We start from the raw sequence: 26,865 nt of genomic DNA, 5'->3' as shown, positions 1-26,865 counted from the left end.
CTAGCTCGGTTCGCGGCCCGGGGAGCGGCCGTGGTCGCGGACGGTCTGCCAGAGCTCGTCCATGTCGGAGCGGTCGTCGGCTTCCGGTACGTCGGTCCAGCCGCTGGCCCAGGTCTCCTGGTCGTCGCGATTGGTGTCGAAGAGGGAGTCGGCGAACGCCGCGGAGCCGACGTACCGGGTCTCCTGCTCGGGGGCGGAGTCGGTGGAGGGAGAGGCAGCCGAGGAGCTCGAGGCGGTGGAGGCCTGACGGCCGGGTGCGTTGCCGCCGTTGCCGTTGCCGTTGGAGGCGATCGCACGAGCGCGCTTCTGAGCGTCGATGATGCCCAGGTCCAGCTCGTCCGAGAGCAGGCGGACGGCCGCGACCTCGTTGCCGGACTTCATCAGCTCCCGGACCTGGCTGTCCAGGTCGCGCTGGGAGGGCCGGGCCTGGACGCCACGCTGAGGAGAGGTGTGGGGCGCAGGCCACGGGGACGACTGCTGAGGCTGCTGGAACTGCACAGGCTGCTGGAACGGCCCGGGCTGGTACTGCCCCTGCTGGTACTGCTGCGGCGGCTGGAACTGCCCCGGCTGCGCGTACGGCATCGTCTGCCCACCGGCCGGTTGCCCGTACGGCATCGCCTGCCCGCCGGCCGGTTGCGTGTACTGCCCCAGCATCTTCGGCTGCACACCCTGCTGCGCCTGCATCCGCTCGATCAGCCGCTGCACCCGCGGCGACGGCGTCCCGGGATTCCGCCCGCCACGGTCCTGCGCGTTGAGCCGGCGGGTGACGACCGTGACCACGATCACCACGATCAGCGGGATCAGGAACTCCATCGTGCGGACCCCTCTCGTACGGCGGTTGCGGACCTGCGGTTCCAGCCTAGGGCCCGCCGGGTCCGCACGAATCGGCCGATCGGCGTCGCGCCCGCTACAATCCGGTGTACCGCTGATCGATTTCGAAGGGTTCCCACGCGTGGCATCGACGAACGACCTCAAGAACGGCATGGTGCTCAACCTGGATGGGCAGCTGTGGTCCGTCGTCTGGTTCCAGCACCACAAGCCCGGTAAGGGCGGTGCCGTGATGCGGACCAAGCTCAAGAACGTGCTGTCCGGCAAGGTGGTCGACAAGACCTTCAACGCCGACGTCAAGGTCGAGGTGGCCAACGTCGACAAGCGCGACATGACCTACCTGTACAACGACGGCTCGGCGTACGTCTTCATGGACAAGCAGACCTACGAGCAGCTGTCGATCCAGCCGGACACGGTCGGCGACGCGTCGCACTTCCTGCTGGAGAACCAGGACGCCATCGTCGCGGTGCACAACGAGCTGCCGCTGTACGTCGAGCTCCCGGCCTCGGTCGAGCTCACCGTCGAGTACACCGAGCCGGGCCTGCAGGGCGACCGCTCGACCGGTGGCACCAAGCCGGCCAAGCTGGAGACCGGGTACACGATCAACGTCCCGCTGTTCCTGACCACCGGCGAGAAGGTCAAGGTGGACACCCGGACCGGGGACTACCTCGGCCGCGTCACGTCCTGACCGCCCGTCTTCGGCTGGAGCTGACAACCGATCATGTCTGCCCGTAGCAAGGCCCGCAAGCGCGCGCTGGACGTGCTGTACGAGTCGGAGGTGCGCGGCCTGCCGGTCGGCGGCACCCTGTCCGATCGCGTGGCCGACAACGACCCGCCGGTGAACGAGTTCACCGTGGCGCTGGTCGAGGGGGTCGCGGAGCACATCTCCGCGATCGACGACCTGCTCGGGACGCACTCGGTCGGCTGGACGCTGGACCGGATGCCGGCGGTCGACCGCAACATCCTGCGGATCGGCGTGTACGAACTGCTCTTCGACGAGCAGGTGCCGGACGTGGTGGCGGTCTCGGAGGCGGTCTCGCTGGCGCGGGACCTGTCGACCGACGAGTCCCCGGCGTTCGTCAACGGGCTGCTGGCCCGGCTGCTTCAGCTGAAGCCGACGCTGGGGGTTTGAGCGCGCGAAGGTCGTCGCTGCCTGGATGAGTGGGTGGCGACTACTTGAAAGACGCGCGCGAAGGCGGGGTTCGTGACCCGCGAAGGATTCGGGCCCGGTACCGCCTCGGTGCGGTGCCGGGCCTGCTGACGTTCCGGTGCGGCGCGGGGGGAACGGCCCCGGCCTGATCGAGCAGCCACCGTGACCGGTGCCGGCTCGTGCTGCCGTGTGTGCAGCTCTTCCTCACTAGGTGTTTCCTGCTGAGACCCGTACGCCGCCACGCTGTTTTCAGGGTGCGTGGCCGGCAGAGGTGGTTCCCCGGCCGTGGAGCGCCGAGGACTTGCGGGTCAGCTGGGCGAGCGACGGGCACGTCCAGCTGCTGACAGCAGTTCGTTCAGGGGGCCCACCACAGTGAAGTGGGGCGGGCAGGCGGCCGTGGGCAAGCTGCTACGAGCCCCGACCGTCATGGTCACGCCGTGGTGCTCAGGCTCCGGCGGCCTCGGACGCGTCGTCGACGTCGCCCTTCGCCTCCGGGTTCAGCACGCCCCAGGAGATGAAGCGCTCGGTCAGTGTGGTCGGCGACTCGTCGTAGATCACGGCGAGCGTGCGCATGTCGTCCTGCCGGATCGACAGCACCTTTCCGTTGTAGTCCCCACGCTGAGCCTGGATCGTGGCCGCGTACCGCGTCAGCGGACCGGCCTCGCTCGCGTCGAGGTGCTGCAGAGCCTCCAGGTCCAGGATCAACCTGGGCGGAGCGGCAGCCGCGGCGGCCGCGCTGGCGGATCCGGGCAGCAGCTCACGGATCGGCACGCCGTAGAAATCGGCGAGCTCCGCGAGCTTCTGGACCGTGACGGCCCGATCGCCACGCTCGTACGAGCCGACGACGACCGCCTTCCAGCGACCCTTGGACTTCTCTTCCACGCCGTGCAGCGACAGTCCTTGCTGCTGGCGGATGGCGCGTAGCTTGCCACCCAGTGTCTTCGCGTATTCGCTAGGCACGCTGGTTCTTCCCTCCGACTTGTGGTCATTTCTCGGTGAAAACCAACGACCCCAGGTATGGGCCGTCGGTCGAACCCCCCACGGTTACACAGAGTAACAATATTCCGGCCCGGAGGCCAGCGTCAAGACGGCGTGTCACTTCCGATACCATGTCAAGTGGTCCGAACGTCCTTTAAAGACCCGTCCGGTGAGGCGGGAAAGGAGGAACGGTTGCGATGAACCCTGCCCCGACGACGCACGAGTCACCCGACCCGCACGCCGCGCGCACTGTTCTTGATGCATCCGACATTTCCCGGGCACTGACCCGGATCGCGCACGAGATCCTCGAGCGCAACCGGGGTGCCGACCCGGTCGTCCTGCTCGGCATCCCCACCCGTGGTGTGGGCCTCGCGGCCCGGATCCGCGACCGGATCGCCGCGGTGGAGGGGCGCAGTGTGCCCACGGGGTCACTCGACGTGACCATGTACCGCGACGACATCGGCCTCAAGCCGGCCCGCGCGCTGGAGCACACCGACATCCCGCCGGGCGGGATCGACGGCAAGGTCGTCGTCCTGGTCGACGACGTGCTGTTCTCCGGCCGGACGATCCGCGCCGCGCTGGACGCGATCGGCGACATCGGCCGGCCCAAGGCGGTCCAGCTGGCGGTCCTGGTCGACCGCGGCCACCGCGAGCTGCCGATCCGCGCCGACTACGTCGGCAAGAACCTGCCGACCTCGCTGGTGGAACGCGTCACAGTGCACCTGAGCGAGTACGACGAGGAGGACGCGGTGGTGATCGCCGACAAGCCGGCCGCCGAGCGTCGCCCCGCCGGTACAGGTCCGGCCGCCTCCGGCGGCCGGTCTGCGGGGGGAGAGGGGCAGGGCACGCCAGCCTCCGCCGGTACAGGTCCGGCCGCCTCCGGCGGCCGGTCTGCGGGGGGAGAGGGGCAGGGCACGCCAGCCTCCGCCGGTTCGGGTCCGGCCGCCTCCGGCGGCCGGTCAGCGGGGGGAGAGGGGCAGGGCACGCCGGCCTCCGCCGGTTCGGGTCCGGCCGCCTCCGGCGGCCGGTCTGCGGGGGAGGGATCGGGAGCGTCCGCCTCCGGCGAAGCGTCCACGGGAGTCGCCTCCTCCGACAAGGAGTCCGGCAGCGAGCGGAGCAAGACCGACCAGGAGGTGCAGGCGCGGTGAGGCATCTGTTGAGTGCGGGCGATCTGTCCCGCGACGACGCGCACCTGATCCTGGACACCGCCGAGGAGATGCGCTCGCTGGCGGACCGGCCGATCAAGAAGTTGCCCGCGCTGCGTGGGCGCACGGTGGTGAACCTGTTCTTCGAGGACTCCACCCGGACCAGGATCTCGTTCGAGGCCGCGGCCAAGCGGCTGTCGGCGGACGTGATCAACTTCTCGGCCAAGGGCTCCAGCGTCAGCAAGGGCGAGAGCCTGAAGGACACCGCGCTGACCCTGCAGGCGATGGGCGCCGACGGGGTCGTCTGCCGGCACGGGTCGTCCGGTGCGCCGCACCTGCTGGCGACGTCGGGCTGGCTGAACGGCTCGGTCGTGAATGCCGGGGACGGCACCCACGAGCACCCGACGCAGGCGCTGCTCGACGCGTTCACGATGCGCCGCCACCTCGGGTCGCTGGAGGGCCGGCGGATCACGATCGTCGGCGACGTCCTGCACTCCCGGGTCGCCCGCTCGAACGTGCTGCTGCTCTCGACGCTCGGCGCCGACGTGACCGTGGTCGCGCCGCCGACGCTGCTGCCGGTCGACATGACCAGCTGGCCCTGTACGACGTCGTACGACCTGGACGCCGCGCTGCCGAAGAGCGACGCGGTGATGATGCTGCGGGTCCAGCGCGAGCGGATGGGCGACGCGTTCTTCCCAAGCGCCCGCGAGTACACCCGCCGGTACGGCCTGGACGTGCACCGGATGGCGCAGCTGCCCGACGAGGCGATCGTGCTGCACCCCGGTCCGATGAACCGCGGGATGGAGATCAGCGCCGAGGTCGCCGACTCGACCCGCTCGGTGATCGTCGAACAGGTCACGAACGGCGTGGCGATCCGGATGGCCGTGCTCTACCTGCTGCTGTCAGGAACCAACGAAACCACCGAGGAGCAAACCGCATGACCGCCTACCTGATCACCGGAGCCAAGATCGTCGGCGGTGAGGTCGCGGACATCCTCCTCGACAACGGCGAGATCGTGGCCGTCGGCAACGACATTCAGAAGCCGGAGAACGTCGAGCACATCGACGCGCAAGGCCTGATCGCGCTGCCCGGTCTGGTCGACCTGCACACCCACCTGCGCGAGCCGGGCCGCGAGGACGCCGAGACCGTCCTGACCGGCACCCGTGCCGCCGCGATGGGCGGGTTCACCGCGGTCTTCGCGATGGCCAACACCGACCCGGTCGCCGACACCGCGGGTGTCGTCGAGCAGGTCTGGCGGCTGGGCCGCGAGGCCGGGTACGCCGACGTCTTCCCGATCGGCGCCGTCACCGTCGGGCGCCAGGGCACCCAGCTCGCCGAGCTCGGCGCGATGGCCGACTCGGCCGCGCGGGTCCGGGTGTTCTCCGACGACGGCGACTGCGTCTGGGACGCCGCGCTGATGCGCCGCGCGCTGGAGTACGTGAAGGCCTTCGGCGGCACCATCGCGCAGCACGCGCAGGAGCCGCGGCTGACCAAGGGCGCGCAGATGAACGAGGGAGCGCTCTCCGGCGTTCTCGGCCTGACCGGCTGGCCGAGCGTGGCCGAGGAGTCGATCATCGCCCGCGACATCCTGCTGAACGCGCACGTCGGCTCGAAGCTGCACATCTGCCACCTGTCCACCAAGGGCTCGGTCGAGATCGTCCGGGCCGCGAAGAAGCGCGGGCTGGAGGTGACCGCCGAGGTCACCCCGCACCACCTGCTGCTCACCGAGGACCTGGCGGCGTCGTACAACCCGGTCTACAAGGTGAACCCGCCGCTGCGCACCAAGGCCGACGTCGAGGCGGTCCGCGAGGGCCTGGCCGACGGCACGATCGACATCGTCGCCACCGACCACGCGCCGCACCCGGTCGAGGACAAGGACTGCGAGTGGAGCGCGGCCGCGTTCGGGATGACCGGGCTGGAGACCGCGCTCAGCGTCGTGCAGCACACGATGGTCGACACCAAGCTGCTGACCTGGGACGACCTGGCCGACCGGATGAGCTACCGCCCGGCGGCGATCGGGCAGATCAGCGACCACGGCCAGCCGCTCGAGGCCGGTGCCGCGGCGAACCTGACGCTCATCGACCCGGCCGCGCAGCGCACGGTCGTCCCGTCGGAGAGCACGTCGCTGTCGCGGAACACGCCGTTCGAGGGGATGACGCTGCCGGGCCGGGTGGTCGCGACCTTCCTGCGCGGTACGCCGACCGTCCTCGACGGGAAGCCTGCGAAGTGAAGAACTTCCTGGGCATCGCAGGCACGCTGCTGATCATCGCCGCCGCGTACTACGGGATGCTGCGCGGCTGGCGGAACCGCCAGAACCGCCAGGCCGGCCTCGCGCCGCTGCCCGCCGTACCGGCGGACGACACCGCGGGCGTCGAGGGCGAGTACGTCTCCACCACCACCGCGGGCGACTGGATGGACCGGATCGCCGTGCACGAGCTCGGGGTCCGCAGCCACGCGGACCTGGCCGTGTCACCGGCCGGCCTGATCTTCCACCGCCAGGGCGCCGCGGACGTCTTCATCCCGGTCGATCACCTGACCGGCGTACGGACCGACAAGGGCATCGCCGGGAAGGTCACCGCCGACCGTTCCGGCCTGCTCGTGGTCACCTGGCGGCACGACGGCCGGGACCTGGACACCGGGTTCCGCCCACGGCACAAGGCCGACACCGCCGCCCTGACCGCATCCATCACCACCCTGATCGGAGCCGAGAAATGAGCCAGAACGCACTGCTGGTCCTCGAGGACGGCCGCGCGTTCGCGGGGACGTCGTACGGGGCGACCGGCGAGACCTTCGGCGAGGCGGTCTTCACCACCGGGATGACCGGGTACCAGGAGACGCTGACCGACCCCTCGTACCACCGCCAGATCGTCACCCAGACCGCGCCGCACATCGGCAACACCGGGATCAACGACGAGGACGACGAGTCGCAGAAGATCTGGGTCGCCGGGTACGTCGTCCGCGACCCCGCCCGGGTCCCGTCGAACTGGCGGGCCACCCGCTCGCTCGACGAGCAGCTGAAGGCGCAGGGCATCGTCGGCATCTCCGGGATCGACACCCGGGCGCTGACCCGGCACCTGCGTGAGCGCGGCGCGATGCGCGCGGGGATCTCGACCGAGATCCTCGACCCGCAGCAGCTGCTGGCCAAGGTGCTCGAGCAGCCGGCGATGGCCGGCGCCGACCTGGCCGCCGAGGTCACCACCTTCGAGCCGTACGTCGTACCGGCCGAGGGCGAGAAGCGGTTCACCGTGGTCGCGCTCGACCTGGGCATCAAGTCGATGACGCCGAAGCGGATGGCCGAGCGCGGCATCGAGGTGCACGTGCTGCCGGCCACGGCCTCGCTGGAGGAGGTGCTGGCGGTCAACCCGGACGGCATCTTCATGAGCAACGGCCCCGGCGACCCGGAGACCACCGAGCACCCGACCACGCTGCTCAAGCAGCTGCTCGAGCAGGGCAAGCCGTACTTCGGCATCTGCTTCGGCAACCAGGTCTTCGGCCGCGCGCTCGGGCTCGGCACCTTCAAGCTCAAGTACGGCCACCGCGGCATCAACCAGCCGGTCCTCGACCGGGCCACCGGCAAGGTCGAGATCACCTCGCAGAACCACGGCTTCGCGGTGGACGCTCCGATCGAGGAGAGCATCCAGACGCCGTACGGGACCGCCGAGGTCAGTCACGTCTCGCTCAACGACAACGTGGTCGAAGGGCTCAAGCTGACCGGGAACGACGGCCGCGTGCTGGCCTTCTCGGTCCAGTACCACCCAGAGGCCGCCGCCGGTCCGCACGACTCGGCGTACCTGTTCGATCGTTTCGTTGAACTCATGGAAGGGCGGAACTGATGCCGCGCCGTACAGACATCGACTCGGTGCTGGTGATCGGCTCCGGCCCGATCGTGATCGGCCAGGCCTGCGAGTTCGACTACTCCGGCACCCAGGCCTGCCGGGTGCTCAAGGAGGAGGGCTTCCGGGTCGTCCTGGTCAACTCCAACCCGGCCACGATCATGACCGACCCGGAGTTCGCCGACGCCACCTACGTCGAGCCGATCACCCCGGAGTTCGTCGAGAAGGTGATCGAGAAGGAGCGCCCGAACGTCCTGCTCGCCACCCTGGGCGGCCAGACCGCGCTGAACGCGGCGATCGCGCTGCACGAGAACGGCGTCCTGGAGAAGTACGGCGTCGAGCTGATCGGCGCCTCCGTGGACGCCATCCAGCGCGGTGAGAACCGGCAGTCGTTCAAGGGCATCGTCGAGAAGCTCGGCGCCGAGGTGGCCCGCTCGGTGATCTGCCACTCGATGGACGACGTGCTCGGCGCGGCCGGCCAGCTCGGCTACCCGCTGGTCGTCCGGCCGTCGTTCACGATGGGCGGCGTCGGCTCCGGGATGGCCTACGACGAGTCCGACCTGCGCCGGATCGCCGGCGCCGGCCTGGCCGCCAGCCCGACCACGGAGGTCCTCATCGAGGAGTCCATCGTGGGCTGGAAGGAGTACGAGCTGGAGGTGATGCGCGACAAGGCCGACAACGTGGTGATCATCTGCTCGATCGAGAACGTCGACCCGATGGGCGTGCACACCGGCGACTCGGTCACCGTCGCGCCCGCGATGACGCTGACCGACCGGGAGTACCAGGTGATGCGCGACCTGGCGATCGGCATCATCCGCGAGGTCGGCGTCGACACCGGCGGCTGCAACATCCAGTTCGCGGTGAACCCGGCCGACGGCCGGCTGATCGTGATCGAGATGAACCCGCGGGTGTCGCGCTCGTCCGCGCTGGCCTCGAAGGCGACCGGCTTCCCGATCGCCAAGATCGCCGCCAAGGTCGCGATCGGCTACACCCTGGACGAGATCCCGAACGACATCACCCAGCAGACCCCGGCCAGCTTCGAGCCGACGCTGGACTACGTCGTGGTCAAGGTGCCGCGGTTCGCGTTCGAGAAGTTCCCGGCCGCCGACGCGACGCTGACCACGCACATGAAGAGCGTCGGCGAGGCGATGGCGATCGGCCGCAACTACACCGAGGCGCTGCAGAAGGCGCTGCGGTCGCTGGAGAAGCCCGAGGCCCGGTTCTCCTGGGCGGGCTCGCCGGCGACCGAGCTGGAGCCGCTGATCGAGCGGATCAGGACTCCGCACGACGGGCGGCTGCGGACGATCATGGACGCGATCCGGGCCGGTGCCACGCCGGAGCAGATCTTCGACGCGACCAAGATCGACCCGTGGTTCGTGGACCAGCTGTTCCTGCTGCACGAGACCGCTCTGCAGGTCGCGGCCGCGCCGCGGCTGACGCCGGACGTGATCCGGCTGGCCAAGCGGCACGGCTTCTCCGACCTGCAGCTGGCCGAGATCCGTGACCTCACCGAGGACGTCGTCCGCGGCGTCCGGCAGGCGCTCGGGATCCGGCCGGTCTACAAGACCGTCGACACCTGCGCGGCCGAGTTCGCGGCGACGACGCCGTACCACTACTCGTCGTACGACGAGGAGACCGAGGTCGCGCCGCGCACCGAGCCGGCCGTGCTGATCCTGGGCTCCGGCCCGAACCGGATCGGCCAGGGCATCGAGTTCGACTACTCCTGCGTGCACGCGTCGATGGCGCTGCGCGAGGCCGGCTACTGCACCGTGATGGTGAACTGCAACCCGGAGACGGTCTCCACCGACTACGACACCTCCGACCGGCTGTACTTCGAGCCGCTCACCGCCGAGGACGTCCTGGAGATCGTGTACGCCGAGATGCAGGCCGGCCCGGTGGCCGGGGTGATCGTGCAGCTCGGCGGTCAGACCCCGCTCGGCCTCGCCCAGCGGCTCGCGGACGCGGGCGTGCCGATCGTCGGTACGTCGCCGGAGGCGATCCACCTGGCCGAGGAGCGCGGGGCCTTCGGCAAGGTGCTCGCCGACGCGAACCTGCCCGCCCCGAAGCACGGCACAGCGCTGTCGGCGCCGGAGGCGCACGCGGTCGCCGAGGAGATCGGCTTCCCGGTGCTCGTCCGGCCGTCGTACGTGCTCGGTGGGCGCGGGATGGAGATCGTCTACAGCGACGCCGAGCTGGCAGCCGCGCTGGAGCGGCTGAGCGGCGGGGCGAACGCCTGGGAGCACCCGGTGCTGATCGACCGGTTCCTCGACGACGCGGTCGAGATCGACGTCGACGGGCTGTTCGACGGCGAGGAGCTGTTCCTCGGCGGCGTGATGGAGCACATCGAGGAGGCCGGGGTGCACTCCGGCGACTCGTCCTGCGCGCTGCCGCCGATCACGCTCGGGAACGCCGACATCGAGAAGATCCGGCAGTCCACCGAGGCGATCGCGCGCGGGGTCGGCGTCCGGGGTCTGCTGAACGTGCAGTACGCGCTGGCCGGGGACGTGCTCTACGTCCTGGAGGCGAACCCGCGGGCCTCGCGGACCGTGCCGTTCGTCTCCAAGGCGACCGCGACTCCGATGGCCAAGGCCGCGGCGCGGGTGATGCTCGGGGCGACCATCGCCGAGCTGCGCGCCGAGGGCATGCTGCCGGCCGAGGGTGACGGCGGGACGCTGCCGCCGTCGACGCCGATCGCCGTGAAGGAAGCGGTGATGCCGTTCAACCGGTTCCGGACCATCGACGGCGGCTCGGTCGACACGCTGCTCGGGCCCGAGATGCGCTCCACCGGTGAGGTGATGGGCATCGACGACACCTTCGGTACGGCGTTCGCCAAGTCCCAGGGCGGGGCCTCGCAGCCGCTGCCGGGACAGGGCAAGGTCTTCGTGTCGGTCGCCAACCGAGACAAGCGGCACATGATCTTCCCGGTCAAGCGGCTCGCCGACCTGGGCTTCCAGATCTACGCGACCGAGGGCACGGCCGACGTGCTGCGGCGCAACGGGGTCGAGGCGGTCACGGTCCGGAAGAGCTCGCAGGGGCCCGGCCCGAACGGCGAGCCGACGATCGTCCAGATGGTCCAGGACGGTGAGCTGAACCTGATCGTCAACACCCCGATCGGGATGACCCAGGGCGGCTCGCCGCGGATCGACGGCTACGAGATCCGCAGCGCGGCGGTGGCGCGGAACATCCCGTGCATCACCACCGTCCAGGGCTTGGCCGCCGCGGTCCAGGGGATCGAGGCGCAGCGCGCCGGTGACATCGGGGTCCGGTCGCTGCAGGACTGGGTGTCGCGGATCCGCGGTCAGCAGTGAGTACGGCGTACCGCAAGGTGGTCCGGCCGGTCCTGTACCGGCTGGGCCGCGGTGACGCCGAGATCGCCCACGAGCAGACGCTGCACGGGCTGCGGCGGCTGTCGAAGGTGCCGGGCGCGGTGCCGGTGCTGGCGTCGACGTACGGCGCTCTGCCGGCGGGTGTGGACCGGACCGTGTTCGGGCTGCGCTTCCCGAGCCCGGTCGGGCTGGCCGCGGGGATGGACAAGAACGGCGTCGCGCTGCCCGCGTGGCGCGCGCTCGGGTTCGGGTTCGTCGAGGTCGGCACGGTGACGGCGCTGCCGCAGCCGGGCAACGAGAAGCCGCGGCTGTTCCGGCTGGTCGACAGCGAGGCCGTGATCAACCGGATGGGGTTCAACAACCTCGGCTCGGAGGCGCTGGCCAAGCGGCTGGCGGCGTACGGGGACCTGGGGTACCCGCTGGGCGTCTCGATCGGGAAGTCGAAGGTCACGCCGCTGGCCGACGCGGTCGAGGACTACGTGACGTCGCTGCGGCGGCTGCACGCGTACGGCGACTACTTCGCGGTCAACGTCAGCTCGCCGAACACGCCGGGGCTGCGCGAACTGCAGGACGCGGGGCATCTGCGCGAGCTGCTCACGGCTCTGAAGGCGGAAGCCGGCGGGAAGCCCGTGCTGGTGAAGATCGCGCCTGATCTGACCGAGTCGGCGATCGACGAGCTGCTCGGGGTCTGCACCGACGTCGGGATCGCCGGGATCATCGCCACCAACACCACCATCGGCCGGTCGGGACTCGCGCCCTCCGACGAGTGGCTCGCCACCGAGACCGGTGGGCTGTCGGGCCGGCCGCTGAGCGAGATCTCGGCCAAGACCGTCGCGCACATCCATGCCGAAACCGGGGGAGCGCTGCCGATCATCGGCGTCGGCGGCATCCTCGAACCCGACGACGCGCTGCGGCTGTTCGACGCCGGGGCTAGCCTGGTGCAGCTCTACACCGGCCTGATCTACCGCGGTCCCGGCCTGGTCCGGACGACCAACCGGCGACTGGCCTCCGACTCCCAGCCGGGAGAACTTTCATGAGAGAGCGTGATCTTGCGATGAGCAACCAGCCCTTCGGGACGCGCCTGCGCGCGGTGATGAACGAGCGCGGGCCGCTCTGTGTGGGGATCGACCCGCACGCCCACCTCCTGGACGCCTGGGACCTGCCCGACACCGCCGAGGGCCTGGCCTCGTTCACGGACGGCGTGGTCGACGCGCTGGCCGAGCAGGTCGGCGTGTTCAAGCCGCAGTCGGCGTTCTTCGAGCGCTTCGGCTCGGCCGGCATCGCCGTCCTGGAGCAGGCCACCGCGCGGCTGCGCGAGGCCGGTGCCGTGGTGATCATCGACGCCAAGCGCGGTGACATCGGTACGACGATGGCCGGGTACGCCGCGGCGTACCTGTCGGAGAAGGCGCCGCTGGCCTGCGACGCGCTGACGGTGAGCGCGTACCTCGGGTTCGGCTCGCTGCAGCCGGCCTTCGACGAGGCGCGGGCCTCGGGGGCCGGGCTGTTCGTGCTGGCCCTGACGTCGAACCCGGAGGGCCCGCAGTTCCAGAGCGCGCGGACCGCCGACGGCTCGACCGTCGCCGGCGCCGTGCTGGACGGGCTGCGGGAGCTGAACGCCGGCGCCGAGGACCTCGGGTCGTTCGGGGCGGTGGTCGGCGCGACGATCGCGAAGACCACCGAGAACCTCGACATCCGCGGGCCGCTGCTGGCGCCGGGTCTCGGGGCGCAGGGCGCGACCGCTGAGAGCCTCCAGGAGGTCTTCGGCGACGCCGTACGCAACGTCGTACCGTCGAGCTCCCGGGAGATCCTGGGAGCCGGTCCGGACGCCGTGGCGCTGCGGGACGCCGCCGCCCGCGCCAACGACGCCTACCGCACCGTTCTGGGCTACTGATGGCCGCCTCAGGCACGACCCGCAAGGTGGCGGCCGGTGTCGCCCTCGTCGTGGCGCTCGCGATGGGTGTCACGGCCCTGATCGGCCCGATGGCCGGTACGTCGGGCGGCGGTGGCGGCAAGGACAGCCGGGCCGAGTACTGCGCCGGGCTGCAGACGTACGTCACCCAGCTGAACACCTTCCAGGACCCCTCCGACGCCGCGAAGCTCGACCAGCTCATCGCCGACGGCAACAACTTGTCGAAGTTGGCACCGGGCGAGCTGACCGACGACTGGGGGCTGCTGGTGCAGTACCTGGAGCAGATCAAGGCCACCGGCGGCGACCAGGCCAAGCTCCAGCAGCTGAACGCGTCGATGGACCCGGGCATCGCCCAGGCCCTCCAGGCGATCCCGGCGGACGGCCAGCAGAACTGCACGACGCCCGCGGAAGATGCCTGACGCGTCACGTCACGAGCCGGTTCCGGTCCGGGGGTGCGACGTTGTTCACGGCGTGCCGTGGTGGCTGTTGACCCCCGGATTCGGAACTGTTGCGTCGACGGGCGGCGAGGGGCCGCCCGCGAGCGACAGTTAGGAACGCGCAATGCGCAAGGTGGCAGCCCTGGTGGCAGCGGTGACGATGAGCGCCGGGGTACTGACGGCGTGCTCGGGCGGCGACTACTGCAGCGAACTGCAGAACTACGCCGAGGCGGTGAAGAACCTCGACGTCAAGGACACCGAGGCGGTGGACCGGATGCAGGGCGAGGCGAAGAAGCTGTCGAAGTCGGCGCCGGACGACCTCAAGGACGACTGGAAGGTCGTGCTCGACTACGCCGACAAGGCCAAGGACGCCAAGGGCGACTCGGCCAAGCTGCAGGAGCTGGCCAAGGCCGACGGCGAGAAGATCGCGGCCGCCTCGGCGGCGATCGGCAAGCAGGCCAAGGACACCTGCAAGGTGGAGATCGGTAGCTGAAAAGCATCTGTTCACGATGGGTTGGTCACGGCCGGTAACGTCGTGACCAACACCTCCACGACCCCCCGAGGACCCACGATGCGTACCGCAGTACTGACCGCGACGATGCTCGCCACCGCCGCCGGCCTGACCGCCTGCACCGAGGAGCAGGCCTACTGCGTCGACCTGGCCGGGTACGTCGCCTCCGCGGCGAACGTCGACCCGACCAACGTCGCCGACTACCCGAAGATCCTCGACGACGCCCGGAAGCTGCGCGAGAGCGCGCCGGCCGACGTGAAGGACGACTGGGCCGCGGTGATCGCGTTCGCCGAGAAGGCGCAGAAGGCGGGTACGGATCGTGTCGAGCTGGCTCGGCTGAGCAAGGAGACCGGCTCGGTCACCACGGCGTACTCCGCGATCGCGGCGCACGCCAAGGACGCGTGCAAAGTCGACGTCCCGGCACTGGGTTGAGCCTGCCTGGTGCCGTGTTAGGTTCACCTGCGAAGCAACCCAACGGGACAGGTGAAACGGTGCCACTTCCTTCTTTGACCCCGGAGCAGCGCGCGGCGGCTCTGGACAAGGCCGCGGCCGCACGGCGTGAGCGTGCGGAGATCAAGAACCGGATCCGGCACTCCGGAGCGTCTCCCACCGAGGTGCTGCACGAGGGGCAGACCAACGAGGTGATCGGCAAGATGCGGGTGAGCGCGCTGCTGCAGTGCGTTCCCGGGGTCGGCAAGGTCCGCGCGCAGCAGATCATGGAGCGGGCCGGGATCTCCGAGACCCGCCGCGTCCGTGGCCTCGGTTCGAACCAGATCGCCGCGCTGATGCGCGAATTCGCCGAGTGACCCGGACCGAAATCCGCGCTGCGTCGTTGGACACTGGTATGAAGATGACCATGGACAGGCCGAGCGCCACCCCGCAGGACGCCGTACTGGACGCTGCTGCCCAGGCGGGCAGCGGTGCTGCCCCGACGGGCAGTGGTGAGGCGCCGGGGGAGGCGCGGCTGACCGTGCTGGCCGGCCCGACCGCGGTCGGCAAGGGCACGGTGGCCGCGGAGATCCGTGAGCGCTTCCCCGACGTCTGGATCTCGGTCTCGGCGACCACGCGCAAGGCGCGGCCTGGTGAGCAGCACGGAGTGCACTATCTGTTCGTCTCCGACGAGGAGTTCGACCGGATGATCGCCGACGGCGAGCTGCTGGAGTGGGCCGTGGTCCACAAGGCGGCCCGGTACGGGACGCCGAAGCAGCCGGTGCTGGACAAGCTGGCTGACGGCCGCCCGGCGCTGCTGGAGATCGACCTGCAGGGCGCCCGCCAGGTCCGCGAGACGATGCCGGAGGCGCACTTCGTGTTCCTGGCCCCGCCGAGCTGGGACGAACTGGTCCGCCGGCTGGTCGGCCGGGGCACCGAAACCGCCGAGGAGCGGGAGCGCCGGCTGGAGACCGCCGTGCTCGAGCTGGCGGCCGAGAAGGAGTTCGACGTGACGATCGTGAACGCCTCGGTTCGGGAGGCGGCCGATCAGTTGGTAAAGTTGATCCGATCACCCAACATCTCTGGAAAGAGCTGACTTTGTCTGGCAACCAGCCTGTCGCGATCGGCATCACCTCCCCGCCGATCGACGACCTGCTCACCCACACCGACTCCAAGTACAAGCTGGTCCTGTACTCGGCCAAGCGGGCGCGGCAGATCAACGCCTACTACTCCCAGCTCGGCGAAGGCCTGCTGGAGTACGTCGGACCGCTGGTCGAGACCCACGTCCAGGAGAAGCCGCTGTCGATCGCGATGCGCGAGATCAACGACGGCGTGCTGACCTGCACCGACATCGACCCCGAGGCCGAGGCGGAGGCCGCCGCGGCCGCCGCGGAGAAGTCCGCCGAGTAGTCACTCCCGATGACCGTGGGTGAGACGCCCGACAGCCCTGGTGACGTGGTCACCGGGGCTTCTGGTGTTTCCTCCGGTACGCCGGAGGGCTCGGCTCCGGACTTGGCTCCGGCTCCGGCTCCGAAGAAGACTTCGGTGGTGCTCGGCGTCGGCGGTGGGATCGCGGCGTACAAGGTCTGCGACCTGCTCCGGCGGCTGACCGAGTCGGGGCACAGTGTTCGCGTCGTACCGACCGCGGCCGCGCTCGAGTTCGTCGGCGCGGCGACCTGGGCGGCTCTGTCCGGCCAGCCGGTGACCGCGGACCCGTTCGACGACGTGCAGGAGGTCCCGCACGTCCGGATCGGGAAGGGCGCCGACCTGGTCGTCGTCGCCCCCGCGACCGCGAACCTGATCGCCAAGGCCGCGTACGGCCTCGCCGACGACCTGCTCACCAACACGCTGCTCACCGCGCGCTGCCCGATCCTGTTCGCCGCCGCGATGCACACCGAGATGTGGGAGCACCCGGCCACCCAGGCGAACGTCGCGACGCTGCGGGCCCGCGGCATCACGGTCCTCGACCCGGCCGTCGGCCGGCTGACCGGCAAGGACACCGGCCGCGGCCGGCTGCCCGAGCCGTCGGAGATCTTCGCGATCAGCCAGCTGATGCTCGCCGACTCCGCCTCCCGCGCCGCGGGGGAGCGGGTCGCCGACCTGACCGGCAGGCACGTCCTGGTCAGCGCCGGCGGCACCCGTGAGCATCTCGACCCGGTCCGCTACCTGGGCAACTCCTCGTCCGGCAAGCAGGGCTACGCGCTGGCCCGGATCGCCGCCGCGCGCGGCGCGAAGGTCACGCTGGTCGCCGCGAACTCCGAGCTCCCTGACCCGGCCGGCGTGCACGTCGTACCGGTGACCTCGACGCAGGACCTGTACGACGAGATCACCGGCCGCGCCGCCGACGCCGACGCGATCGTGATGGCGGCCGCGCCCGCCGACTTCCGCCCGGCGAGCTTCGCCGAGCACAAGATCAAGAAGACCGACGACGGCGCGGTGCCCGCGGTCAGCCTGGTGCAGAACCCGGACATCCTGGCGACGGTCGCGCACGATCGGCAGCGCGAGGACCAGGTGATCGTCGGGTTCGCCGCCGAGACCGGTGATGCTGAGCACTCGGTGCTCGATCTCGGTCGCGCCAAGCTGGAGCGCAAGGGGTGCGATCTGCTGGTCGTGAACGATGTGTCAGGTGGCAAGGTGTTCGGGAGCGACATCAACGAGGCCGTGATCCTGGACCGCGAGGGGACGGCTGTGCCGGTCCCGTCGGGGAGCAAGGACGCTCTCGCGGGCGTCATTTGGAACTTGGTCGCGACGCACTGGCACTAGGCCGCGCCGCACTGGCAGTCGAGTCGCGGGCCGCTGTCACTAGGTCGCGGGGCTGTCCTCCGGTCGCGCGAACAGGTTGACGAGGTTGCCGTCCGGGTCGCGCAGGATTGCCGAGCGGTTGCCCCACGGCATCGTCCTCGGCCCCTGAACGAACTCCAGGTCCTGCAGGCGAGCGAACTCCTCGTCGACGTCGGGCACCTCGAACTCGAGAAACACGCCGCGGTTGGCGACCGCCTGGACGAGCTGGTCGCCGTACAGGGTGGTGGTCAGCGTGCTGCCGGTGATCGCGAGCGTGCCCGCGCTTGTCCGCAGCTCGGCGAAGACCGGCGCCGGCCGGGTGGCGGTGAGCTGGGTGAGGCGTTCGTAGAAGGCGGTCATCCGGTCGACGTCGTCGGTCACGATCCGGACGGAGGCGAAGGTTGTCATGCCCCCGAGGCTAGAACCGATACCGGACAAGATCCGCCCGGTATTCTCAGGAGTGTGACGAGGCCGACCTCCCGAGTGCTCGCCCTCCTGGAACTGCTCCAGGCCGGCGGTACCCGCCGCGTCGGGGATCTCGCCGACCGCCTCGGCGTCGACGAGCGAACGGTCCGCCGGTACGCCGAGCATCTGGTCGACCTGGACATCCCGGTCCGCTCGATCCGAGGCCGGTACGGCGGCTACCGGCTCGCTCCCGGCTACCGGATGCCGCCGCTCATGCTCACCGACGACGAAGCCGTGGCGGTGGCGATCGGCTTGGTGGTCGGCCGGCGTGCAGGCCTCGTCCCCGACTCCAGCGCATCGGAGAGCGCTCTCGCAAAGCTCCACCGCGTTCTCCCAGCGCGGCTGGCCGACCGCCTGGGCGCGCTGCTCGCCACCTCGTCGTTCACGGCACCCCTCCGCCCCACACCGCCGGTCAGCACCGACATCCTGCTGACCCTCGCCACCGCTGCCCGCGACCATCTCTTGGTCGACCTCGACTACACCGATCGCCAGGGCCGCTCCAGCACGCGAACGATTTCCCCGGCCGGGGTCGTCGCGCACGCCGGCCGCTGGTACGTCGCGACTCCGGATCGCACCTTCCGCCTTGACCGGATCACCAATGCAATGTTGCTAGAAGCAACAAATGAAGAGCTTGCGGTAGACCCTGCGAGCGCCGTACTGGAATCTCTGGCCACCACCCCGTGGGCACACCATGTATCTGTTCGGGTGGAAGGCGCCGCTGAGGACATCGAGCGACGTCTTCCGCTCGGTCTCGCGATCGTCACCCCGCTCGACTCGTCCGAGGTCCGCGTCGAGCTGCGCGCCGAACGCCTCGACTGGGTCCCCGCCCTCCTCGCCGGCCTCGACCGCCCCTTCGTCGTCGAGCATCCGCTTGAACTACGCGAACAGGTCGCCGCCCTCGCACACCGCCTGGCGACCTGGGCCGAAGCGTCGACGCCGCAGACCTCAGCCGGCGCGACGCCGCGTTCGAAGACCGACTTCAACGCGACCTCGCCTGAGTCGTCCTGACACTGACCCGCCACCGGGCAACGCAACATCCCGCCCAATAGAGGCATCGAGCGTGGTGAGACCAGGAGGTTCACCATGAACAGTTCGTCCCCGCGCCGATTCCTCGCGGTCCTGCTCGCCGCCGTACTGCTCGGCCCGGCGCTTCCGGCAGCCGCCGACGACCCGGAGTGCCCGATCCCTCCGGTCGCCGACGTCTACGCCTATCAAACCCCGGACGCGACCACCCTGACCGGACGCATCCAACCGCTCCCCGCCTGCCCGACCATCGCCACGCTGAAGAAGCTCGACGGCAGCGCCGAGGTCAGCTTCGAGGGCGACACCTTCGAGCTCCCGCTCGGTACCGAGTCCGGGACCTGGTACCTCGCGTCGATCACCACCTGGCCCGGCGACACCCGCACCTTCGAGCCGGTGGCGCCGAACCTCCTCCGGGTCCTCGACCTGACCCGGATCACTTCGACCGCTCCGACCGGCTTCGCGGCGTACGGCGACCGGTTCACCGTCTCCGGCTACCTCGAAGGCTGGACCCCGGCCGACGGCTGGCAGCGGATGCCCGGACGGGCCCTGACGATCAGGACCGGCAACGGCTGGGACGGCAACCCGACCGTCCCGACGGTCACCAACGCTGCCGGCGAGTACCGCCTGACAGTCCCGCTCTACAACACGTACGGCGGTGCCGCCGTCTTCGCCGGCGACGAGCAGTGGCTGGGCAGCGCCAGCTTCAACGACATCCAGGTGCACGGTCTGGTCGACGCGAAGGCCAGCGACCGAACGCCGAACGTCGGAGAGCGCGTTCTCATCTCCGGCAAGGTCGCGCCGGGCGCCGTACCGGTGTGGCTCGAACGCCTGGTCGGCACCGAGTGGGTCAAGGTCAGTCCCACCGTCACCGCCGCGGCGAACGGCCGGTACCGCCTCACCTACCGCCCGACCACCCGCGGCGTTCACCAGCTCCGGGTCTGGAACGACGGCACCGACCCCGAGACCCGCCTCGGCGTACAGCCCGCTGCTGCGAACCTCAGACTGGTGGCGCACCGCTGAGTAGTTGCCCCAGGCATGTAGAGACTACTGCTGCGAGCCTCAAACTCGTGGCGCACTGCTCGGCACTTGCTCCACCCGCGTCCAGCCCTTCCAGCCACGCTCGGCGAGGATCTCCAGCAGGCGCCCGGCCAGTGGCGACGACTCCAGCATCGTGGTGGTGTCGAGCAGGTCGACGAACGAGTCGTCGAAGCCGTCGACCTGGAGGGCGCCCGCCTCGACGGCGCGGATCAGCTGGCGCTCGACGATGTCGGCGACCTCGACGATGCGCGGGTCGTCGAGCTCCCAGTCGAGTGCGCCGCCGACGAGGCGGTAGAAGGCGACCATGTCCGGGTCGTTCAGCTCGTCGTGCTTGGCCGCGATCACCCCTTCGATTGCGTGAGGCACCTGCGCGGCGACCATGATCCACGCGTCGCGTTCCAGCTCGATGTACTGGTCGCCGACGCCCAGCGAGCGCAGCCGGTCGAGGTAGCTGACGACGCTCGCGGGCAGCGCCAGATGCTCGCCGGCCGCGAGCCGGGCGAGCCGCTGGCGGGTGTCCTGCAGCCGGCTGACCTCCGCGCGCAGCTTCTTGTCGATCTCCTGCACGCCTTCGGCGAACTCGTCGGTGCCCGCGTCGAGCAGCTCCTGCACCCGCGCCAGCGGCACGCCCGCGTCGGCCAGGGTGCGGATCCGGATCAGCCGTACGACGGCCGTAGCGTCGTACGTGCGGTAGCCGGAGTGGTCGCGCGCGGGTTCGGGCAGCAGCCCGATCCGGTGGTAGTGACGGATCGCGGGCACCGTGACCCCGGCGTACGCGGCGAGCCGGCTGATGGTGAGCACGAGAGCCAGCCTGCCTCAGGCGAACCGGCGGCGGTAGGCCGCCATCGCCAGGCCGTAGGCGACGAGGAGCACGCCGATACACCAGCCGAGGGCGACCCAGAGGCCGTTGCCGACCGGTTGTTCGGCGTACAGGTCGCGGACGGTGTTGACGATCGAGGTCATCGGCTGGTTCTCGGCGAACCAGCGCACCGGGCCGGGCATCGTTGCCGTCGGCACGAATGCCGAGCTGATGAAGGGCAGGAACAGCAGCGGGTACGAGAACGCGCTCGCACCGTCGACGGACTTCGCGGTCAGGCCGGGGATCACCGCGATCCAGGTCAGCGCCAGCGTGAAGAGGACCAGGATGCTCACCGCGCCCAGCCAGGCGCCGATGCTCGCGCCGGTGCGGAAGCCCATCAGCACGGCGACCGCGGTGACGACGACCAGCGAGACGACGTTGGCGACGACCGAGGTGAGCACGTGCGCCCAGAGCACGGCCGAGCGCGCGACCGGCATCGACTGGAAGCGTTCGAAGATGCCGCTCTGCAGGTCGAGGAACAGCCGGAACGCGGTGTAGGCGATCCCGGAGGCGACCGTGATCAGCAGGATCCCGGGCAGCAGGTAGTTGATGTACGCCGGAGAGCGCGATCCGGTGTCGATCGCGCCGCCGAGCACGTAGACGAACAGCAGCATGAACCCGATCGGCATGATCGCGGTGGTGATGATGGTGTCCGGGCTGCGCGCGATGTGGCGCAGCGAGCGCCCGGTGAGCGCGACGGTGTCGCGGAGGAAGTTCATCGGAGTTCTCCTGCTGTCTCAGAGCCGACGAGGGTGAGGAACACGTCCTCGAGCGTCGGTTGCTTCTCGACGTACTCGACCTTCGCGGGCGGCAACAGCTGCTTGAGCTCGGCGAGCGTGCCGTCGACGAGGATCCGGCCCTGGTGCAGGATCGCGATCCGGTCGGCGAGGTGCTCGGCCTCGTCGAGGTACTGCGTGGTCAGCAGCACCGTCGTCCCGGCCGCGGCGAGCGTCTCGACGGTCCGCCAGACCTCGATCCGGGCCTCGGGGTCGAGACCGGTGGTCGGCTCGTCGAGGAAGATCACCGGCGGCGTCCCGATCAGGCTCATCGCGATGTCGAGCCGGCGCCGCATCCCGCCCGAGTACGTCGCCACCCGCCGCCGGCCGGCCTCGGTGAGTGCGAACCGCGCGAGCAGGTCGTCGGCGACAACGCCCGGGTCCGGCAGGTGCCGCAGCTTGGCGACGAGCACCAGGTTCTCCCGCCCGCTGAGTACGTCGTCGACCGCGGCGAACTGCCCGGTGAGGCTGATCGACCGCCGGACGTCGGCCGCCTCGGTGCCGACGTCGAAGCCGTTCACGGTCGCCGATCCGGCGTCGGCTGAGAGCAGCGTGGACAGGATCTTCACGACGGTCGTCTTGCCCGCGCCGTTCGAGCCGAGCAGCGCGAAGATGCTCCCGCGGGCGACCGCGAGGTCGACGCCGCGGAGGACCTCGAGCTTCCCGTACGCCTTCCGCAAGCCCGTGACGCTGATCGCCGGGTCAGCCGCGCCGGGTGGATCGTCCACGCTGGGCATGCTGGCTGGGGCGGCCACGCCGGTTGGGTCGGCCGCACCGGCTGGGTCCGCCACGCCGGCTGGGTCAGCCACGCCGGCTGGGTCAGCCACGCCGGCTGGGTCAGCCACGCCGGCTGGGTCAGCCACGCTGGCTGGGTCAGCCACATCGGTTGGGTTGGCCTCGCCAGCTGGGCCGGCCACATCGGTTGGGCTCGCCACGCCGGTTGATGGGTCGCTTGTGCTGGTCATGGTGGCTCTCCTGTTCGGTTGCGAACAGAGTGCGGGGTTGATGCAGCATCAAGGTCAACCCGCCGCGACTGGACAACCCGACCATCGCAGTGTGCAATATATTGCATGTCGCAACTCAAGAATTTCGAGCGCTACCCGCTGCTCTTCGGCCCGAGCTCGGTCCACCCGCTCGACCGGTTGACCGCGCACCTCGGGGGCGCGCGGATCTGGGCCAAGCGCGAGGATGTCAACAGCGGTCTCGCGTACGGCGGCAACAAGACCCGCAAGCTCGAGTACCTGCTTCCGGACGCGCTCGCCCAAGGCGCCGACACGCTCGTGAGCATCGGCGGCGTCCAGTCGAACCACACCCGTCAGGTCGCCGCCGCGGCCGCGAAGGCGGGGCTGAAGGCCGTGCTCGTGCAGGAGAGCTGGGTCGACTGGCCGGACCCGGTCAACGACAAGGTCGGCAACATCCTGCTGTCGCGGATCATGGGCGCCGACGTCCGGCTGGTCCGGGCCGGCTTCGGGATCGGCTTCAAGGAGAGCTGGCAGCAGGCGCTCGACGACGTCCGCGCGGCCGGCGGTACGCCGTACGCGATCCCGGCGGGGGCGTCCGACCACCGGCTGGGTGGGCTCGGGTTCGCGAACTGGGCGGACGAGGTGGCCGCGCAGGAGCGCGAGCTCGGGGTGTTCTTCGACACGATCGTGGTCTGCAGCGTCACCGGCAGCACGCACGCCGGGATGATCGCCGGGTTCGCCGGGCAGGACCGGCCGCGCCGGGTGCTCGGGATCGACGCGTCGGCCAAGCTCGCCGAGACCCGGGCCCAGGTCGCGAAGGTCGCGCACGCGACCGCGGAGCTGATCGGCCTCGGCCGGGCGCTGCGCGAGGACGAGATCACCGTGCTGGAGGGCTGGGCGGGGGAGAAGTACGGGATCCCGGTCGAGTCGACGATGGACGCGATCCGGCTCAGCGGGCGACTGGAGGCGATGATCATCGATCCGGTGTACGAGGGCAAGTCGATGGCCGGGCTGATCGACCTGGTGAAGTCCGGCGAGATCCCGAAGGACTCGAACGTGCTGTACGCGCACCTGGGAGGGCAGCCGGCGCTCAACGCGTACAGCGGGTTGTTCCAGTAGCCCGGCCTGTTCCAGCGGCGCGGCCCGTTCCAGCAGTGCGACCTGTTCCAGCAGTGCGACCTGTTCCAGCAGTGCGGCCCGTTCCAGCAGTGCGGCCCGTTCCAGCAGCTAGGCCAGGAGCTGACCGCTTTCCCTCCTAGCCTGACCAGATGAAGCTCTCCTGGCCGGCCGTGGTCGCCCGAAGAATGCAACGACACCACCTGACCGCCGGACCGACGACGAGCCCGGCGGACCTTACGGGAGGGGGAGTGGCGGGAGCCGGACGCGGAGCGGCGGGCCTCGCCGCAGGCGGAACGTCTTCGGACCGGGCGGGGCTCGCCGGAGGTGGGACGTCTTCGAGCCCGGCGGGGCTCGCCGGAGGCGGGGAGTCTTCGGGCCCGGCGGGGCTCGCCAGAGGCGGAACGTCGTCTGGCCCGGCGGAGATCGTTCGGGCGATGTCCGGTGCGCATGCACAAGTGCTGTCGGCCGCCGAGGTGTCGGTGGCAACCAGACTGGACAACGCAACCAGGCGCACAGTCCAGCAAGCTCTCTGGGAAGAGCGCTCCCTGGTGAAGACCTTCGGCCCGCGCGGCACCGTGCACCTGCTGCCGACCGAGGACCTCCCGCTCTGGACGGGAGCGCTCTCCGCGTTACCGAGGTCCGGCGGCGCGGCGACGCCGGAGATGCGGATGACACCCGACCAGATCGCGGAGGTGATCGAGGCCATCGGGGGAGCGCTCTCCGAGGACGATCTCACCGTCGACGAGCTGACCGACGAGGTCGTCGCACGCACCGGCCCGTGGGCGGGCGACCTGGTGATGCCCGCGTTCCAGGAGTTCTGGCCGCGCTGGCGGCAGGTGATCCCGGCGGCCGCGACCGCGGGCGTGCTCTGCTACGGACCGAACCGCGGCCGCAAGACGACGTACACGAACCCGCACCGCTTCACGCCGCCGTTCCAGCCCGAGAACGGCGAGGAAGCGCTCTCCGAGTTGCTCCGGCGTTACTTGCACTCCTACGGCCCGGCGACCCCGCAGCAGTTCGCGAAATGGCTCAGCACCACGCCGGGCTTCATCGCGAAGCTGTTCGAGAGCAGCGGCCTCGAAGAGGTCGAGCTCGACGGTCAGCCGGCCTGGCTGGTCGAGGGCGACACCGACTTCCCCGACGTACCGGTGAAGGGCGTCCGCCTGCTCCCGTACTTCGACGCGTACGCCGTCGGCAGCCACCCGCGCGACCTCGTGTTCCCCGGCGAGGCCTCGACCCGCGCCCTGGCCGGCGGCCAGGCCGGCAACTACCCCGTGCTCCTCGTCGACGGACTCGTCGCCGGCGTCTGGCACCAGCGCCTGTCCGGCCGCAAGCTGCACGTCACCGTCGAGCCGCTCCGCACCCTGAAGCCCGCGCAACTAAGGGCCCTGGACAACGAAGTCGAACGCCTCGCCGAGATCGTCGACGCCCGCGCGACGCTCACGCTCGGCCCGATCACCGTCGGGCCGCACGCCTGAAAATCCCTGCCGGACAAGGACGATCGGCTAAACTGCTACCGATTCGATAGCGCAAGACACCTGCACCGCAAGGGGTTGCGATGGCGCCGACACACACCGCACCGATCACGGCCGCGTTCGACCTGCTCGGCCGGCGGTGGGCGCTGCGCGTGCTCTGGGAGCTGCGCGACGGACCGATCGGCTTCCGTGCGCTGCAGGAGCGCTGCGACGACGTCTCCCCGACCGTGCTGAACGCCCGCCTGGCCGAGCTGCGCGACGCCGGGCTGCTCTGGCAGGACGAGTCGAAGGCGCACCAGCTGACCGCGACCGGCCGCGACCTGTCTCGTTCACTCAAGCCCTTGCTGGCCTGGTCGGAGCGCTGGGCGGCCGAGAACCGGCGCTGAAACAGTCGCTCGACCACGCTCATCCGAGCACCGTTGCCCACGAAATGAGACGACAGTCCCACGAGACGGACGAATCCGGTGTCCGGCGCCGCACCCGGCCCGAAGTGCTGGCATACTGCCGAGGAGCATCGCCGGTGGCGGTGCGTGTGGGGCGGGGCTCAGGCTCCGCCGTGTGGACACCGAACAACCCTGAGGGAGAACCGTGGCACGGCGCCTTTTCACGTCCGAGTCGGTGACGGAAGGTCACCCGGACAAGATCGCTGACCAGATCAGCGACTCCATCCTCGACGCACTGCTGGCCGAGGACCCGAAGAGCCGCGTCGCGGTGGAGACCCTGATCACGACCGGACTGGTGGTCGTGGCCGGCGAGGTCACCACGTCGGCGTACGTGGACATCCCCGGGATCGTCCGGAACCGGATCCTCGAGATCGGTTACGACTCGTCGCTGAAGGGCTTCGACGGCGCCTCCTGCGGCGTGCAGGTCGCGATCGGCAGCCAGTCGCCCGACATCGCGCAGGGCGTCAACACCGCCTACGAGACCCGTGCGGACTCCTCGCAGGACGCGCTCGACCTGCAGGGCGCCGGCGACCAGGGCCTGATGTTCGGCTACGCGTCGAACGAGACCCCGGAGCTGATGCCGCTGCCGATCACCATCGCGCACCGGCTGTCCGAGCGGCTGTCCGAGGTCCGCAAGGACGGCACGATGGCCTACCTGCGGCCCGACGGCAAGACCCAGGTCACGGTCGAGTACGACGGCGACAAGGCCGTCCGGATCGACACCGTGGTGGTCTCCAGCCAGCACGCCGCCGACATCAGCCTGGACTCGATGCTGACGCCGGACGTGAAGAAGCACGTCGTCGACCCGATCCTCGAGCAGTTCGAGATCGACTCCACCGACTACCGGCTGCTGGTCAACCCGACCGGCCGCTTCGAGATCGGCGGCCCGATGGGCGACGCCGGCCTGACCGGCCGCAAGATCATCATCGACACCTACGGCGGCATGGCCCGCCACGGTGGCGGCGCGTTCTCCGGCAAGGACCCGTCGAAGGTCGACCGTTCCGCGGCGTACGCGATGCGCTGGGTCGCCAAGCACATCGTCGCCGCCGGCCTGGCCGCGCGCGCCGAGTGCCAGGTCGCCTACGCGATCGGCAAGGCCGCCCCGGTCGGTTTCTACGTCGACACCTTCGGCACCGAGACCGTTGCCGTCGACAAGATCACCGACGCCGTGCTCGAGGTCTTCGACCTGCGCCCGGCCGCGATCATCCGCGACCTGGACCTGCTCCGCCCGATCTACACCCAGACCGCCGCCAACGGACACTTCGGCCGCACCGGCGACGACTTCACCTGGGAGAAGCTCGACCGTGTCGACGCGCTGAAGGCCGCCGCCGCGAAGTAGTCCTGCCTGCCGATCGCCCGGACCCGCTGGGTCCGGGCG

28 protein-coding genes and 1 pseudogene are annotated in these 26,865 nt (G+C 70.2%); 23 read left to right on the top strand and 6 right to left on the bottom strand.

Translation table 11 applies throughout. The features are described from left to right. Positions 1-813 carry a hypothetical protein gene (locus ACZ6Z4_RS14730; RefSeq protein WP_465562907.1) on the bottom strand — a complete coding sequence of 271 codons (813 nt, stop codon included), beginning with the start codon at positions 811-813 and terminating at the stop codon, positions 1-3. A 139-nt stretch (positions 814-952) separates the two neighbouring features. Here ACZ6Z4_RS14730 and efp point away from each other — a divergent pair, with 139 nt between their 5' ends. Together efp and nusB are read left to right on the top strand one after the other, a co-directional pair. Next, on the top strand, positions 953-1,516 hold the full coding sequence (gene efp / locus ACZ6Z4_RS14725; RefSeq protein ID WP_363668645.1) for an elongation factor P: 564 nt from the start codon (positions 953-955) through the stop codon (positions 1,514-1,516). Positions 1,517-1,549: 33 nt separating this feature from the next. Further along, positions 1,550-1,960, top strand: coding sequence for a transcription antitermination factor NusB (gene nusB, locus ACZ6Z4_RS14720; protein ID WP_184795649.1), 411 nt, complete (start codon positions 1,550-1,552; stop codon positions 1,958-1,960). A 462-nt stretch (positions 1,961-2,422) separates the two neighbouring features. Here nusB and bldD read toward each other — a convergent pair whose 3' ends face one another. Further along, positions 2,423-2,938: a transcriptional regulator BldD gene (gene bldD, locus ACZ6Z4_RS14715; RefSeq protein WP_344173399.1), complete on the bottom strand. Its 516-nt coding sequence runs from the start codon at positions 2,936-2,938 to the stop codon at positions 2,423-2,425. 215 nt (positions 2,939-3,153) lie between these two features. Between bldD and pyrR the strand changes: the two are divergent. The 15 genes and pseudogenes from pyrR to coaBC form a co-directional block, all read left to right on the top strand. Next, positions 3,154-3,714: pseudogene (pyrR, locus tag ACZ6Z4_RS14710) on the top strand (bifunctional pyr operon transcriptional regulator/uracil phosphoribosyltransferase PyrR); the annotation flags it as partial. A gap of 386 nt (positions 3,715-4,100) precedes the next feature. After that, entirely contained in the window at positions 4,101-5,042 is a 942-nt protein-coding gene (locus ACZ6Z4_RS14705; RefSeq protein ID WP_363668648.1) for an aspartate carbamoyltransferase catalytic subunit, read from the top strand. After that, entirely contained in the window at positions 5,039-6,331 is a 1,293-nt protein-coding gene (locus ACZ6Z4_RS14700; RefSeq protein ID WP_465562900.1) for a dihydroorotase, read from the top strand. Before ACZ6Z4_RS14705 ends, ACZ6Z4_RS14700 begins: the two co-directional genes overlap by 4 nt. Beyond that, complete coding sequence (locus ACZ6Z4_RS14695; RefSeq protein ID WP_465562897.1) at positions 6,328-6,816, top strand: PH-like domain-containing protein; 489 nt, start codon at positions 6,328-6,330, stop codon at positions 6,814-6,816. The genes ACZ6Z4_RS14700 and ACZ6Z4_RS14695 overlap by 4 nt, the downstream gene beginning before the upstream one ends. Continuing rightward, on the top strand, positions 6,813-7,934 hold the full coding sequence (carA, locus tag ACZ6Z4_RS14690; RefSeq protein WP_465562895.1) for a glutamine-hydrolyzing carbamoyl-phosphate synthase small subunit: 1,122 nt from the start codon (positions 6,813-6,815) through the stop codon (positions 7,932-7,934). Before ACZ6Z4_RS14695 ends, carA begins: the two co-directional genes overlap by 4 nt. After that, positions 7,934-11,242, top strand: a complete 3,309-nt coding sequence (gene carB / locus ACZ6Z4_RS14685; protein ID WP_465562892.1) for a carbamoyl-phosphate synthase large subunit — start codon at positions 7,934-7,936, stop codon at positions 11,240-11,242. Before carA ends, carB begins: the two co-directional genes overlap by 1 nt. Further along, positions 11,239-12,297, top strand: a complete 1,059-nt coding sequence (locus ACZ6Z4_RS14680) for a quinone-dependent dihydroorotate dehydrogenase (protein WP_465562890.1) — start codon at positions 11,239-11,241, stop codon at positions 12,295-12,297. The genes carB and ACZ6Z4_RS14680 overlap by 4 nt, the downstream gene beginning before the upstream one ends. A 17-nt stretch (positions 12,298-12,314) precedes the next feature. Continuing rightward, the gene (gene pyrF, locus ACZ6Z4_RS14675) at positions 12,315-13,151 is read left to right on the top strand and encodes an orotidine-5'-phosphate decarboxylase (protein WP_465562887.1); all 837 of its coding nucleotides are present in this window, start codon (positions 12,315-12,317) and stop codon (positions 13,149-13,151) included. Further along, positions 13,151-13,588 (top strand): hypothetical protein, encoded by a 438-nt coding sequence (locus tag ACZ6Z4_RS14670; protein WP_465562885.1) that lies wholly within the window; start codon positions 13,151-13,153, stop codon positions 13,586-13,588. The genes pyrF and ACZ6Z4_RS14670 overlap by 1 nt, the downstream gene beginning before the upstream one ends. A 142-nt stretch (positions 13,589-13,730) precedes the next feature. Further along, positions 13,731-14,099 (top strand): hypothetical protein, encoded by a 369-nt coding sequence (locus ACZ6Z4_RS14665; RefSeq protein WP_465562882.1) that lies wholly within the window; start codon positions 13,731-13,733, stop codon positions 14,097-14,099. A 78-nt stretch (positions 14,100-14,177) separates the two neighbouring features. Then, entirely contained in the window at positions 14,178-14,549 is a 372-nt protein-coding gene (locus ACZ6Z4_RS14660) for a hypothetical protein (protein WP_465562879.1), read from the top strand. A 59-nt stretch (positions 14,550-14,608) separates the two neighbouring features. Next, positions 14,609-14,923, top strand: a complete 315-nt coding sequence (gene mihF, locus ACZ6Z4_RS14655; RefSeq protein WP_184795637.1) for an integration host factor, actinobacterial type — start codon at positions 14,609-14,611, stop codon at positions 14,921-14,923. A 50-nt stretch (positions 14,924-14,973) separates the two neighbouring features. Next, positions 14,974-15,642 carry a guanylate kinase gene (gene gmk / locus ACZ6Z4_RS14650; protein WP_465562875.1) on the top strand — a complete coding sequence of 223 codons (669 nt, stop codon included), beginning with the start codon at positions 14,974-14,976 and terminating at the stop codon, positions 15,640-15,642. Positions 15,643-15,644: 2 nt separating this feature from the next. After that, entirely contained in the window at positions 15,645-15,956 is a 312-nt protein-coding gene (gene rpoZ / locus ACZ6Z4_RS14645) for a DNA-directed RNA polymerase subunit omega (protein ID WP_363668670.1), read from the top strand. Positions 15,957-15,965: 9 nt separating this feature from the next. Beyond that, positions 15,966-17,309 carry a bifunctional phosphopantothenoylcysteine decarboxylase/phosphopantothenate--cysteine ligase CoaBC gene (gene coaBC / locus ACZ6Z4_RS14640; protein WP_465562870.1) on the top strand — a complete coding sequence of 448 codons (1,344 nt, stop codon included), beginning with the start codon at positions 15,966-15,968 and terminating at the stop codon, positions 17,307-17,309. A gap of 39 nt (positions 17,310-17,348) precedes the next feature. On the opposite strand, the gene ACZ6Z4_RS14635 is transcribed toward coaBC, so the two are convergent. After that, positions 17,349-17,735, bottom strand: coding sequence for a VOC family protein (locus tag ACZ6Z4_RS14635; RefSeq protein ID WP_465562868.1), 387 nt, complete (start codon positions 17,733-17,735; stop codon positions 17,349-17,351). Positions 17,736-17,789: 54 nt separating this feature from the next. Here ACZ6Z4_RS14635 and ACZ6Z4_RS14630 point away from each other — a divergent pair, with 54 nt between their 5' ends. After that, positions 17,790-18,800 carry a helix-turn-helix transcriptional regulator gene (locus ACZ6Z4_RS14630; protein ID WP_465562865.1) on the top strand — a complete coding sequence of 337 codons (1,011 nt, stop codon included), beginning with the start codon at positions 17,790-17,792 and terminating at the stop codon, positions 18,798-18,800. Positions 18,801-18,875: 75 nt separating this feature from the next. After that, positions 18,876-19,835, top strand: coding sequence for a hypothetical protein (locus tag ACZ6Z4_RS14625; RefSeq protein ID WP_465562862.1), 960 nt, complete (start codon positions 18,876-18,878; stop codon positions 19,833-19,835). A gap of 39 nt (positions 19,836-19,874) precedes the next feature. Here the strand turns inward: ACZ6Z4_RS14625 and ACZ6Z4_RS14620 are convergent, their stop codons facing one another. From ACZ6Z4_RS14620 to ACZ6Z4_RS14610, 3 genes are read right to left on the bottom strand one after another with little or no spacing between them, the layout of a single operon-like run. Further along, the gene (locus tag ACZ6Z4_RS14620; RefSeq protein WP_465562860.1) at positions 19,875-20,654 is read right to left on the bottom strand and encodes a MerR family transcriptional regulator; all 780 of its coding nucleotides are present in this window, start codon (positions 20,652-20,654) and stop codon (positions 19,875-19,877) included. Positions 20,655-20,669: 15 nt separating this feature from the next. After that, entirely contained in the window at positions 20,670-21,431 is a 762-nt protein-coding gene (locus tag ACZ6Z4_RS14615) for an ABC transporter permease (protein WP_465562857.1), read from the bottom strand. Next, positions 21,428-22,216 carry an ABC transporter ATP-binding protein gene (locus tag ACZ6Z4_RS14610; protein ID WP_465562854.1) on the bottom strand — a complete coding sequence of 263 codons (789 nt, stop codon included), beginning with the start codon at positions 22,214-22,216 and terminating at the stop codon, positions 21,428-21,430. The genes ACZ6Z4_RS14615 and ACZ6Z4_RS14610 overlap by 4 nt, the downstream gene beginning before the upstream one ends. A gap of 342 nt (positions 22,217-22,558) precedes the next feature. On the opposite strand from ACZ6Z4_RS14610, the gene ACZ6Z4_RS14605 reads away from it, so the two are divergent. From ACZ6Z4_RS14605 to metK, 4 genes are all read left to right on the top strand, one after another. Beyond that, positions 22,559-23,569, top strand: a complete 1,011-nt coding sequence (locus ACZ6Z4_RS14605) for a 1-aminocyclopropane-1-carboxylate deaminase (RefSeq protein WP_465562851.1) — start codon at positions 22,559-22,561, stop codon at positions 23,567-23,569. A 434-nt stretch (positions 23,570-24,003) separates the two neighbouring features. Continuing rightward, a complete protein-coding gene (locus ACZ6Z4_RS14600; RefSeq protein WP_465562847.1) occupies positions 24,004-25,047 on the top strand; it encodes a winged helix DNA-binding domain-containing protein in 1,044 nt (347 codons plus the stop codon). Positions 25,048-25,127: 80 nt separating this feature from the next. Continuing rightward, entirely contained in the window at positions 25,128-25,430 is a 303-nt protein-coding gene (locus ACZ6Z4_RS14595) for a winged helix-turn-helix transcriptional regulator (protein ID WP_465562844.1), read from the top strand. A gap of 202 nt (positions 25,431-25,632) precedes the next feature. Then, positions 25,633-26,826 carry a methionine adenosyltransferase gene (gene metK / locus ACZ6Z4_RS14590; protein ID WP_465562841.1) on the top strand — a complete coding sequence of 398 codons (1,194 nt, stop codon included), beginning with the start codon at positions 25,633-25,635 and terminating at the stop codon, positions 26,824-26,826. Positions 26,827-26,865 lie beyond the last annotated feature (39 nt).

Source organism: Kribbella sp. NPDC104740 (genome assembly GCF_055583505.1).
Note: the sequence above shows the minus strand (reverse complement) of the source record. Positions and strands in the feature narration are given on the sequence as shown.

Excerpts from the sequence above, each read along its gene's own strand:
- ACZ6Z4_RS14615 (WP_465562857.1), bottom strand. The coding sequence starts at position 21,431 with ATGAACTTCCTCCGCGACACCGTCGCGCTCACCGGGCGCTCGCTGCGC.
- ACZ6Z4_RS14670 (WP_465562885.1), top strand. The coding sequence starts at position 13,151 with ATGGCCGCCTCAGGCACGACCCGCAAGGTGGCGGCCGGTGTCGCCCTC.
- ACZ6Z4_RS14730 (WP_465562907.1), bottom strand. The coding sequence starts at position 813 with ATGGAGTTCCTGATCCCGCTGATCGTGGTGATCGTGGTCACGGTCGTC.
- ACZ6Z4_RS14665 (WP_465562882.1), top strand. The coding sequence starts at position 13,731 with ATGCGCAAGGTGGCAGCCCTGGTGGCAGCGGTGACGATGAGCGCCGGG.
- ACZ6Z4_RS14600 (WP_465562847.1), top strand. The coding sequence starts at position 24,004 with ATGTCCGGTGCGCATGCACAAGTGCTGTCGGCCGCCGAGGTGTCGGTG.
- ACZ6Z4_RS14605 (WP_465562851.1), top strand. The coding sequence starts at position 22,559 with ATGTCGCAACTCAAGAATTTCGAGCGCTACCCGCTGCTCTTCGGCCCG.
- pyrF (WP_465562887.1), top strand. The coding sequence starts at position 12,315 with ATGAGCAACCAGCCCTTCGGGACGCGCCTGCGCGCGGTGATGAACGAG.
- ACZ6Z4_RS14625 (WP_465562862.1), top strand. The coding sequence starts at position 18,876 with ATGAACAGTTCGTCCCCGCGCCGATTCCTCGCGGTCCTGCTCGCCGCC.
- ACZ6Z4_RS14660 (WP_465562879.1), top strand. The coding sequence starts at position 14,178 with ATGCGTACCGCAGTACTGACCGCGACGATGCTCGCCACCGCCGCCGGC.
- gmk (WP_465562875.1), top strand. The coding sequence starts at position 14,974 with ATGGACAGGCCGAGCGCCACCCCGCAGGACGCCGTACTGGACGCTGCT.
- ACZ6Z4_RS14700 (WP_465562900.1), top strand. The coding sequence starts at position 5,039 with ATGACCGCCTACCTGATCACCGGAGCCAAGATCGTCGGCGGTGAGGTC.
- coaBC (WP_465562870.1), top strand. The coding sequence starts at position 15,966 with ATGACCGTGGGTGAGACGCCCGACAGCCCTGGTGACGTGGTCACCGGG.
- ACZ6Z4_RS14595 (WP_465562844.1), top strand. The coding sequence starts at position 25,128 with ATGGCGCCGACACACACCGCACCGATCACGGCCGCGTTCGACCTGCTC.
- nusB (WP_184795649.1), top strand. The coding sequence starts at position 1,550 with ATGTCTGCCCGTAGCAAGGCCCGCAAGCGCGCGCTGGACGTGCTGTAC.
- ACZ6Z4_RS14635 (WP_465562868.1), bottom strand. The coding sequence starts at position 17,735 with ATGACAACCTTCGCCTCCGTCCGGATCGTGACCGACGACGTCGACCGG.
- carB (WP_465562892.1), top strand. The coding sequence starts at position 7,934 with ATGCCGCGCCGTACAGACATCGACTCGGTGCTGGTGATCGGCTCCGGC.
- carA (WP_465562895.1), top strand. The coding sequence starts at position 6,813 with ATGAGCCAGAACGCACTGCTGGTCCTCGAGGACGGCCGCGCGTTCGCG.